The sequence below is a fragment of the Bradyrhizobium sp. CCBAU 51745 genome, from assembly GCF_028128715.1.
Lineage (GTDB): Bacteria > Pseudomonadota > Alphaproteobacteria > Rhizobiales > Xanthobacteraceae > Bradyrhizobium > Bradyrhizobium manausense.
In genome coordinates, this window is sequence record NZ_LBJP01000050.1 from 1 (window position 1) to 9,914 (window position 9,914).

Sequence of the window (9,914 nt, forward strand, 5' to 3'; positions counted from 1 at the left end):
ACGCCGCCGATCTCGCGCTAAGCAGGACCGCAACGGCACTCATCTCGATTGCGATGCTCGGCGAGGACATCGCTGCAAAAACGATAAGCCCGGTTGCCTGAGGCAGCCGGGCTTTTGATTTGTCATTCCGGGGCTCGCGAAGCGAGAACCCTCGAAATTCCCCGGTGCGCAATTGCGCACCTGAGGTTCGGTCCTGCGGACCGCCCCGGAATGACGAGCAGGCTTACTTCTCTTCCGCGGCCGGAGCCGGCGCGACGTCGTCGTGCTGGGCTTCCGGATCGAAGAACTCGCCGGCAGCGGCGATCGCCTCGGCGGCGGCGTCGCGGTCCTCGTTGCGGGTGGAGATGTCCTCGCCGCGGTTGATGCGCTCGGCCTCGTCCTGGCTGCGCGCGACGGTGACGGTGATCTCGACCTCGACCTCGGGGTGGACGGCGACGGTGATCGAGCGCTTGCCGATGGTCTTGATCGGCGCGTCGAGCTGGATCTGCGGGCGGGCCAGCGAGATGCCGTCGGCTTCGAAGGCGACGACGATGTCACGCACGTTGACCGAGCCGAACAGCTGGCCGGCTTCCGAGGCCTGGCGGATCACGATGATGTTCTTGCCCTCGATCTTCTCGGCGACCTTGGCCGCCTCGCCCTTCGAGGCAAGGTTGCGAGCCTCGAGCTCGGCCTTCATGCCGTCGTACTTGGCGCGGTTGTCGGCGGTGGCGCGCAGCGCCTTGCCGCGCTTGAGCAGGAAGTTGCGGGCATAGCCGTCGCGAACCTTCACGACTTCGCCCATCTGGCCGAGCTTGCTGACGCGTTCCAGCAAAATGACTTCCATATTCGTTCTCCTTTGAAGTGCTCTGGTTTTCAGTTTCGGGTTGAACTCAAGATATCGGCAATGGCGGCGGCTGCCGGTTACGCAGAAAGCGCTCGCGGAAGCCGAACACGGCATCCGCAAGCCCAAGGATCACCATCGCGATGACAGGCCAGCCGAACACGACGACAACGGCATAGGTTGAACCGAGCCAGAAGGTGCGGCTCTTCAGTGCGAGCGTCAGCGTATGCAGCACGGCAAAGCCGGTCAGCGCGTAAGCCATCATCAATGCCGCCGTGGTGATCTGCGCGACGATCGCGAGCAGGCCGCCGGTGAAGCAGAAGGCAAGCGCGATGCAGAGCACCGCGAGCGTCATCGCCGGCAATTCGGCCGTCTTCAGATCGGGCCAGGGGCGGCGCAGCCGGCCCGATGTCGCCGTCACTTTGGCACTGAGCCAAAGGTTGAGGGTGAGGGTCATCATCGAGACGATGGCGGCGGCAGCCGGCGCGATCCGGACCAGCGCATCGATGAACTGGTCGGCCTCACCAGTGGCCTGCGGATCGCTGGCGCGGAGGATGCGCATCAAGCCGCGGTGCAGCGTAGCGGTGATGGTGTCGGCGTCGGTGCCGAGCGTGAGCAGGGCCGCGAGCGTGGTCAGGACTGCGAAGCCCGCGATCCACAACATGATGCGGCCGACCGGATACCATTCGATTTCAGGTTCGGCGGGCGCAGCGACGTCCACGGCAGGTGTCACGCCCGCAACGTGCCGGCCGAGCAGGACAAGATGGCCGAGCCACCAGGCCGGCAGGGCGATGGTGACAGCAAAGGCAATGCAATAGGGCAGGCCGAAGATCGCGCCGAGGCCGACCGCCGCGGCGATACCGCCGAGACTCGCATAGAACGGCCCCCAGCCGATCGCGGCGACCATCAGCGGCAACGGTGCGAGATAGAACAGGACAAGCGAAATCAGCGCGCCCGACACGATCGAGGCGAACATCAGGGCCGACGCAGCGCCGGCGATCAGGGCTATCAGTCCAAATACCATCATCAGCTGTCCCGCTCCCTTCGAGCGGTTAGAGGCGCTTTGCCCCAACCATCGGCGACCGGACGACCCGGAAGCCTTATGAGTTCGAAAAAGTCACGGCCGACGGCGTGGACCGCCGCCGGCCGAATTCGTGTTAGCGAATGACGTAGGGCAACAGGCCCAGGAACCGCGCGCGCTTGATGGCGCGGGCGAGCTCACGCTGCTTCTTCGCGGACACTGCGGTGATGCGGCTCGGCACGATCTTGCCGCGCTCGGAGACGTAACGCATCAACAGCTTGGAGTCCTTGTAGTCGATCTTCGGCGCATTGGCTCCCGTGAACGGGCAGCTCTTGCGGCGACGGAAAAACGGGCGGCGTGCACCAGCTTCAGCCATTGTTCTTACTCCCCATCCGTCGTTTCAGCTTCGTCGCGCGGACGGCGCGGGCCGCGATCGCCGCGGAAGCCACCGTCGCGATCACCACCGCGGAAACCGCCTTCGCGGTCGCCACGGAAGCCGCCTTCACGCTCGCCGCGGAAGCCGCCGCCACGATCGTCGCGCTCGCGATCACGGTCGGCCTTGCGCATCATCGCGGACGGGCCTTCCTCGAGCTCCTCGACGCGGACGCTGAGATAGCGGATCACGTCCTCGCTGATGCGCTCCTGGCGCTCGATCTCGGCGATCGCCGCGGAGGGCGCGTCGATGTTGAGCAGCACGAAATGCGCCTTGCGGTTCTTGTTCATGCGGTAGGTGAGGGAGCGAACGCCCCAATTCTCGGTCTTGGTGACCTTGCCGCCGAGACCTTCGACGATGCCGGTCATCTGCGCAGTCAGCTCTTCGACCTGCTGCGTGCTCGCGTCCTGGCGCGCGAGAAAAACATGCTCATAGAGAGCCATATCAGTCCTTTCCTCGTGTTGGCGCATTGCCCGGCGTCAAGCCCTTAAGAGACCTTCGGAAAGGACTCTGGGATTAAGCTCAGAAGGCGGAAACACGGGACGACGGGCCGACTGGCCCTGCCACACCAAAATCACTGAGGATTTGCTGAGACCGTCCGTTCAGCTCCCGGCCGGGGTCTGCGGATGCGCGCGTTATACAGATTTTGGCCGGCTTGGCAAGGTTTGACGTCATGCTTTTGGGCTTGGGATGGTCCCGGCGCAGGGAGGCCGAATGTGCTCGCCACACACTCAGGGTCATCGCCCGGCCAGTGCGCAATTGCGCACCAGGACCGGCGATCCAGTACTCCGGGGCGGTTATAGTTGAACCGATCGGGCGCGGCGTACTGGATGCCCCGCCTGCCGCCTACGCTAAAAGCTTCGGCGCCCCTGGACCTCGACGCCGGCGAAGCCTTGGCGTAGCCGGGTCGCGGGGCATGACAGTGTGGGGGTGGCTAGATCGGCGTCATACCATATCCTGCTTGATTTATTTGTTTGTATGTCATACAAATAAATCAGGGAGAGGACCCGAATGTCGGAAAAGCCGGCCCAGGAGCCGCTCGAGGCGGCGGGCGACCCCAAGCATGCGGCGCGGGCGACGCGCTCGGCCGGGCGCAAGATGCGGTCTCTGCTGCTGGATGCCGCTAGCCCGCTGTTCCGGGAGCGGGGGCTGTCGGGCACTGCGATCACCGACATCGCGGCTGCCGCGGACGCGTTCCCGAGCCAGATCACTTATTACTTTCGCACCAAGGAGGCGCTGTTCGTCGAATGCGCCTGCCGCGATCTCTTGTATCTGGCCCGCGCGACCGAGCAGGCGGCGCTGAAGGCGCGTACGCCGCGGGAGTACACGCACGCATTGGCCGAGACCGTGACGGCGAGCGATTCGATCGCCTTCTTTGCCGAGGCGCTGACGTTGACGCGGCGGCGCCAGGATCTCGCGCCGCTGGTCGAGCGCACCATCGAGCGCCTGCACGCTGAAGGCGCGCGCGCCTATGCTGGCCAGGTGGCGCGCCACGGCTGGCGTTCGCTGCGTGCGCCCGATGAAAGCTCGCGGCGGTTCTGGGCCGTCGCCATCGGCGTCATCCTGGAGGGTTACGCGATGGGCCGCTCGCCCGACGCGCTCTGCGCCGAGATGCTGCGTGTGCTCGGCGAGCAGGCGAAATCGACCGGTGATACTGCGCGCCTGCGTCTCGTCGACGAGCGTGACACACCGCGCAATTCGAATGAGGAGGGGTAGGCGATGACCGCGCTTCGCATGCGTGCCCGCGATTTCCTGACCGATGATCAACTCGCCGACGTGCGTCAGCGCGTGACGTGGAAAGGCGTCGCGATGATCGCCCACGCCTGGGCGCTCATCATTGGTGCGATCGCTCTGGTCGCGTGGTGGCCCAATCCGCTCACCTATGTTCTCGCCGTCGCCCTCATCGGCTCGCGACAGCTGGGTCTGGCGATCCTGATGCATGACGGCGCGCATGGTTGTCTGTCTGCGGACGAGAAGACCAATCTGGCGCTGAGCCAGTGGCTCTGCGCCTATCCGCTGTTTGCCGAGACGCGCAGCTATCGCCGCTATCATTTGCAGCATCACGCGCGCACCCAGCAGAAGGATGATCCTGATCTGGTGCTATCGGCGCCGTTTCCGATCACGAAACTAAGCTACCGCCGCAAGTTCATCCGCGACATCACCGGACAGACCGGCTACCAGCAGCGCAAGGCGCAATTGCTCAACGCGCTCGGGCCGAAGGATTGGCCGTGGCGCCGGCGCGCCGCGCATTTCCGGGAGAAGCTCGGTCCACAGTGCTTCGTCAACGCCGTGATGTTCGCCGGCCTCGCCGCGGCCGGTGTGTGGTGGGCCTATCCGCTGCTGTGGCTGGTGCCGCTGCTCACCTGGATGATGGTGATCACCCGCATCCGCAACATCGCAGAACACGCCGTCGTGCCCGACAGCAGCGATCCCCTGCGCAACACCCGCACCACGCACGCCAATTTTCTCGAGCGTCTGTTCATCGCGCCGTACTACGTGAACTATCACCTCGAGCATCATCTCTTGTTCTACGTCCCTTGTTACAACCTGCCGAAAGTCCATCGCCTTCTCAGCAAGAGCCGGCACGCCGCTCGGATGGAAGTGCAGCCGAACTACGCCGCGGTGCTGCGGCTTGCGACCGCGAAGCCCAATCGTGATGACCGTCCCGGCCAGCTGGTGAACAGCGCACGCCGCGCACGGGCGGGGGCGGCGGTCGATGCCAACCAGACCGACGGCGGGTTCTAGCGGCCGCATCCCCGTTGAATGCCGGCGGAAGTTCCTATCTTGGCTTGACATTCCAGCCCCGGACAGTGTCTACGGCCCCTTTCGGAGCATGGTCCGGAACCAAGGCTCGGGCCGGACGTCATCGGCTGCCGGGTTCTCGTGGCACACGGGTTGAGCGATCCAGGGAGCGCGCCGATGACGGCAGCATTCACATTTCCGGGGCAGGGTTCCCAGGCGGTTGGCATGGGCAAGGCCCTGGCCGACGCCTATCCGGCGGCGCGCGCCGTGTTCGACGAGGTGGATGCCGCGCTTGGAGAGAAGCTGACAGCGACCATCTGGGACGGCCCGGCCGAGACCCTTCAGCTCACCGAGAACGCACAGCCGGCCCTGATGGCGGTGTCGGTGGCGACCCTGCGCGTGCTGGAGACTGAGGCGGGATTTTCCGTGGGACGGGATGCCGCCTTCGTCGCTGGTCACTCGCTCGGCGAATATTCGGCGCTGGCGGCGGCGGGCAGCCTGACAATCTCCGATACCGCGCGGCTGCTTCGCACCCGCGGTCTCGCAATGCAAAAGGCCGTGCCTGTTGGCGCCGGAGCCATGGCGGCGCTGCTCGGCCTCGACTATGACGCCGCCATGGAGGTCGCCAGGGAGGCGGCGCAGGGCCAGGTCTGCCAGGCTGCCAATGACAATGGCGGCGGCCAGGTGGTCGTCTCCGGCGACAAAGCCGCGGTCGACCGCGCCGTCGAGATCGCCAAGACCAAAGGCGCCAAGCGCGCGATGCTGCTGCCGGTGTCCGCACCGTTCCATTGTCAGCTGATGCAGCCCGCCGCCGATGCGATGGCCGAGGCGCTGTCCAAGGTCACGATCAAGGCGCCGGCCGCGCCGCTGGTGTCGAATGTGCTGGCGAGCGCCATCACCGATCCCGACGAGATTCGCCGCCGGCTGATTGAGCAGGTGACCGGCACGGTGCGCTGGCGCGAGTCGGTCGCCTATATGGCCGGGCAGGGCGTCACCCGTTTCTTCGAGATCGGCGCAGGCAAGGTGCTGACGGGCCTCGTCAAGCGCATTGCGGATGGTGCCGTCGGCGTTGCAGTCGGCGGTCCCAACGATATTGCCGCCGCCAAGGACGCATTGGCCGCTGCGAAGCAGGGCTAGAGGAGTTTCTCAATGTTCGACCTCACTGGCAAAAAAGCGCTCGTCACTGGCGCGACCGGAGGCATCGGCGGCGCGATCGCGCAGGCGCTGCATGCGCAGGGCGCGACCGTTGCGATTTCGGGAACGCGGAAAGAGGTGCTGGATGAGCTTGCGGGCAAGCTCGGCGAGCGCACCCATGTGCTGCCTTGCAATCTCTCCAAGGCCGACGAGGTCGAGGCGCTGGTGCCGGCCGCGGAAGCTGCGATGGGCCAGGTGGACATTCTCATCGCCAACGCCGGCATCACGCGTGACAATCTGTTCGTTCAGCTGCGTGACGAGGATTGGGATGAGGTCATCAACGTCAACCTGACCGCGACCTTCCGCCTGGCGCGTGCCGCCACCAAATTGATGATGCGCAAGCGCTTCGGCCGCATCATTGCGATCACGTCGATCGTCGGCGTCACCGGTAACCCGGGGCAGGGCAACTACACTGCGTCGAAGGCCGGCCTGATCGGCATGATCAAGACGCTGGGCGCCGAATACGCCAAGCGCGGTGTCACCGCCAATTGCATCGCGCCCGGCTTCATCAAGACGCCGATGACCGATGCGCTCAACGACAAGCAGCGCGAGACCATTCTGGCCAAGGTTCCGGCTGCCCGCCTGGGTACGCCCGAGGACATTGCAGCCGCCGCCGTTTACCTGAGTTCGAACGAAGCAGCCTACGTCACCGGCCAGACCATCCACGTCAACGGTGGCATGGCCATGATCTGACTCGTCGTTCCGCACTGCCCACATGGCTGGTGCGGATGCGGCAAACGGCCGTTTCCGGAGCGAATTGAGGCGTGTAGTCAAGGCAGTTGAAGTATGATAACCGGACCTTCAACGGATGGGCAAAGAACGCCATTGCAGGTTTTTGAAACCCTGTATATTGGCGATGCGGAGCCTTGGCCGTCGTTCGCCGGGCCTCCATCGGTTAAGATGGGGCCAAATCAAAGTTCGTAAGCGAAGGCAGTCAACGACCACGACGGCTCGTATCGTCCCGGGGGGTCGGGTCTACAGGGAACAACACGAGGTTATGCAATGAGTGACATTGGCGAGCGGGTTAAGAAGATCGTGGTCGAACACCTTGGTGTTGAACCCGAGAAGGTTGTCGACGCAGCGAGCTTCATCGATGACCTCGGCGCCGACAGTCTGGACACCGTCGAACTGGTGATGGCGTTCGAAGAAGAATTCGGTTGCGAGATTCCGGACGACGCCGCTGAGACGATTCTCACCGTCGGCGACGCCACGAAGTTTCTCGAGAAGAACGCGAAGAGCTAAGGCTCTTCATTTTCGCGGGGACAACATTGAAACCGGACGGGCCGCTTCGCAGCGGCCAGCCGGTTTCTTGTTATTGGCCGTGAATCTTTCGATGCGGAGTTTTCGGATATGAGGCGGGTTGTCGTCACTGGTCTCGGCATGGTGTCGCCACTCGGCTGCGGCGTCGAGCCGACCTGGAAACGCATCCTCAACGGCGAAAGCGGTGCGCGCAGGATCGAGAGCTTCGATGTCTCCGATCTGCAGACCAAGATCGCCTGTACCGTCGTGCGCGGCGACGGCAGCAACGACAGCTTCAATCCCGACAAATGGATGGAGCCGAAGGACCAGCGCAAGGTCGACGACTTCATCATCTTCGGCATGGCTGCGGCCGGCCAGGCGCTCGACGATGCCAACTGGCATCCCGAGACCGAAGAGGACAAATGCGCGACCGGCACCATGATCGGCTCGGGCATCGGCGGCCTCAACGGCATCGCCGACACCGCGATCCTGTTGAAGGAGCGAGGGCCCCGCAAGGTCTCGCCGTTCTTCATTCCGGGCCGCCTGATCAATCTCGCCTCCGGTTATGTGTCGATCAAGCACGGGCTGAAGGGACCGAACCATTCTGTGGTCACGGCCTGCTCGACCGGCGCGCATGCGGTCGGTGATGCCGCCCGCCTGATCGCGCTCGGCGATGCCGACGTGATGGTTGCGGGCGGCGCGGAGTCGCCGATCAGCCGCATCGGCATTGCCGGCTTCAACGCCGCGCGCGCGCTGTCGACCGGCTTCAATGAGACGCCCGCGAAGGCCTCGCGCCCCTACGACAAGGACCGCGACGGTTTCGTGATGGGCGAGGGCGCCGGCGTCCTCGTCCTGGAAGAGCTCGAGCACGCCCAGCGCCGCGGCGCCAGGATCTATGCCGAGGTGATCGGCTACGGCCTGTCGGGTGATGCCTATCACATCACGTCGCCGTCGCCCGATGGCGATGGCGGATTCCGCAGCATGTCGGCCGCGCTCAAGCGCGCCGGCCTGACCGCGTCCGACCTCGACTACATCAACGCGCATGGCACCTCGACGCCGCTCGGCGACGAGATCGAGCTCGGTGCGGTGGAGCGGCTGCTCGGCAATGCCGCCTCCAAGGTGGCGATGTCCTCGACCAAATCGTCGACCGGCCATCTGCTCGGCGCGGCCGGCGCGATCGAGGCGATCTTCGCGATCCTCGCGATTCGCGATAATGTCGTGCCGCCGACCATTAACCTGGACAACCCGTCGGTGGAGACCGCGATCGATCTCGTGCCGCATAAGGCGAAGCAGCGCGAGGTGAACGTCGCGTTGTCGAACTCTTTCGGTTTCGGCGGTACCAATGCGTCGGTGATCGTCCGGCGTCTGGTCCAATAGTTTGCGTTCGAGACGAATCCACCGTTTTGCCGTATTCGGCGATAGTCATATCAGTGGGCGCGTGCATTGGGCTCGGCAAGCGATTGTCTGGCTGCGATTGAACCGGCAGGATTCAGGTTGCTTCGATGAGTGAAAGGCCGCCCATTTCGCCCCGGAGTCCGCGGGCAGCGCTCGAGCCCGAGCAGGTCCCGCCGCCGCCGAAGCGTTCGGAGCGGGCGCGCAATCCGTTCGTCGTGGTCGGTAACGCCATCATCACCTTGCTCCTGATCGGTATGATCGGCGCCGGCGCGGCCTATTATTACGGCCGTCAGGTGCTGGAGTCGCCGGGGCCGCTGAAGGAAGACAAGGTCGTCAACATCCCGCAGCGTGCGGGCAAGCGCGACATCGCCGAGACCCTGAACAAGGAAGGCGTCACCGACGTCAACCCATGGGTGTTCATCGGCGCCGTGGCTGCGCTGAAGGCGAGCTCGGACCTGAAGCCCGGTGAATATTCGTTCCAGAAGAACGCGAGCTTGCGCGACGTCATTGCCACCATTGTTGAGGGCAAGGTGGTCCAGCACGCGGTCACGATTCCCGAAGGCCTGACCTCGGAGCAGATCGTGGCGCGGCTCAGCGACAACGACATCTTCACCGGCAGCGTGCATGAATTGCCGCGCGAAGGCACGCTGCTGCCCGAGACCTACAAGTTCCCGCGCGGGACCCCGCGTGACCAGGTGATCCAGCGCATGCAGCAGGCGCACAAGCGCGTGCTCGCCGAGATCTGGGAGCGCCGCAGCCAGGACCTGCCGGTCAAGACGCCGGAGCAGCTGGTGACGCTGGCCTCGATCGTCGAGAAGGAGACCGGCAAGCCGGACGAGCGCAGCCGTGTTGCGGCCGTGTTCGTCAATCGCCTCAAGCAGAAGATCAAGCTGCAGTCCGACCCGACCATCATCTACGGCCTCGTCGGCGGCAAGGGCACGCTGGGACGCCCGATCAAGCGCAGCGAGATCACGCAGCCCTCGCCCTACAACACCTATGTGATCGAAGGCTTGCCGCCGGGCCCGATCTCCAATCCCGGCCGTGCCTCGCTGGAGGCCGCAGCCAACCCG

General features: G+C 64.7%; 11 protein-coding genes. 7 read left to right on the plus strand and 4 right to left on the minus strand.

Annotated elements, in window-relative coordinates; genetic code table 11:
* Window positions 1-223 precede the first annotated feature (223 nt).
* From rplI to rpsF, 4 genes are all read right to left on the minus strand, one after another.
* Window positions 224-823, minus strand: coding sequence for a 50S ribosomal protein L9 (rplI, locus tag XH98_RS13160; protein ID WP_057757990.1), 600 nt, complete (start codon window positions 821-823; stop codon window positions 224-226).
* Window positions 824-869: 46 nt separating this feature from the next.
* Window positions 870-1,847: a DUF2232 domain-containing protein gene (locus XH98_RS13165; protein ID WP_271618841.1), complete on the minus strand. Its 978-nt coding sequence runs from the start codon at window positions 1,845-1,847 to the stop codon at window positions 870-872.
* 130 nt (window positions 1,848-1,977) lie between these two features.
* Entirely contained in the window at window positions 1,978-2,217 is a 240-nt protein-coding gene (gene rpsR / locus XH98_RS13170; RefSeq protein ID WP_007592020.1) for a 30S ribosomal protein S18, read from the minus strand.
* A 5-nt stretch (window positions 2,218-2,222) separates the two neighbouring features.
* Entirely contained in the window at window positions 2,223-2,717 is a 495-nt protein-coding gene (rpsF, locus tag XH98_RS13175) for a 30S ribosomal protein S6 (protein WP_057757987.1), read from the minus strand.
* A gap of 568 nt (window positions 2,718-3,285) precedes the next feature.
* Between rpsF and XH98_RS13180 the strand changes: the two genes are divergently transcribed.
* The 7 genes from XH98_RS13180 to mltG form a co-directional block, all read left to right on the plus strand.
* The gene (locus XH98_RS13180) at window positions 3,286-3,990 is read left to right on the plus strand and encodes a TetR/AcrR family transcriptional regulator C-terminal domain-containing protein (protein WP_271618842.1); all 705 of its coding nucleotides are present in this window, start codon (window positions 3,286-3,288) and stop codon (window positions 3,988-3,990) included.
* 3 nt (window positions 3,991-3,993) lie between these two features.
* A complete protein-coding gene (locus tag XH98_RS13185) occupies window positions 3,994-5,019 on the plus strand; it encodes a fatty acid desaturase family protein (RefSeq protein WP_271618843.1) in 1,026 nt (341 codons plus the stop codon).
* Between the two features lie 174 nt (window positions 5,020-5,193).
* A complete protein-coding gene (fabD, locus tag XH98_RS13190) occupies window positions 5,194-6,153 on the plus strand; it encodes an ACP S-malonyltransferase (RefSeq protein ID WP_271603031.1) in 960 nt (319 codons plus the stop codon).
* 12 nt (window positions 6,154-6,165) lie between these two features.
* Window positions 6,166-6,903, plus strand: a complete 738-nt coding sequence (gene fabG, locus XH98_RS13195; RefSeq protein ID WP_057757979.1) for a 3-oxoacyl-[acyl-carrier-protein] reductase — start codon at window positions 6,166-6,168, stop codon at window positions 6,901-6,903.
* A 309-nt stretch (window positions 6,904-7,212) separates the two neighbouring features.
* Window positions 7,213-7,452 (plus strand): acyl carrier protein, encoded by a 240-nt coding sequence (locus XH98_RS13200; protein ID WP_008130699.1) that lies wholly within the window; start codon window positions 7,213-7,215, stop codon window positions 7,450-7,452.
* 108 nt (window positions 7,453-7,560) lie between these two features.
* Entirely contained in the window at window positions 7,561-8,826 is a 1,266-nt protein-coding gene (fabF, locus tag XH98_RS13205; protein WP_271618844.1) for a beta-ketoacyl-ACP synthase II, read from the plus strand.
* Window positions 8,827-8,951: 125 nt separating this feature from the next.
* Window positions 8,952-9,914, plus strand: a 963-nt coding sequence (mltG, locus tag XH98_RS13210) for an endolytic transglycosylase MltG (protein WP_271618845.1), incomplete at its 3' end; no start/stop codon positions are given.

Excerpts from the sequence above, each read along its gene's own strand:
- XH98_RS13185 (WP_271618843.1), top strand. The coding sequence starts at position 3,994 with ATGACCGCGCTTCGCATGCGTGCCCGCGATTTCCTGACCGATGATCAA.
- rpsR (WP_007592020.1), bottom strand. The coding sequence starts at position 2,217 with ATGGCTGAAGCTGGTGCACGCCGCCCGTTTTTCCGTCGCCGCAAGAGC.
- fabF (WP_271618844.1), top strand. The coding sequence starts at position 7,561 with ATGAGGCGGGTTGTCGTCACTGGTCTCGGCATGGTGTCGCCACTCGGC.
- rpsF (WP_057757987.1), bottom strand. The coding sequence starts at position 2,717 with ATGGCTCTCTATGAGCATGTTTTTCTCGCGCGCCAGGACGCGAGCACG.
- XH98_RS13165 (WP_271618841.1), bottom strand. The coding sequence starts at position 1,847 with ATGATGGTATTTGGACTGATAGCCCTGATCGCCGGCGCTGCGTCGGCC.
- rplI (WP_057757990.1), bottom strand. The coding sequence starts at position 823 with ATGGAAGTCATTTTGCTGGAACGCGTCAGCAAGCTCGGCCAGATGGGC.
- XH98_RS13200 (WP_008130699.1), top strand. The coding sequence starts at position 7,213 with ATGAGTGACATTGGCGAGCGGGTTAAGAAGATCGTGGTCGAACACCTT.
- fabG (WP_057757979.1), top strand. The coding sequence starts at position 6,166 with ATGTTCGACCTCACTGGCAAAAAAGCGCTCGTCACTGGCGCGACCGGA.
- XH98_RS13180 (WP_271618842.1), top strand. The coding sequence starts at position 3,286 with ATGTCGGAAAAGCCGGCCCAGGAGCCGCTCGAGGCGGCGGGCGACCCC.
- fabD (WP_271603031.1), top strand. The coding sequence starts at position 5,194 with ATGACGGCAGCATTCACATTTCCGGGGCAGGGTTCCCAGGCGGTTGGC.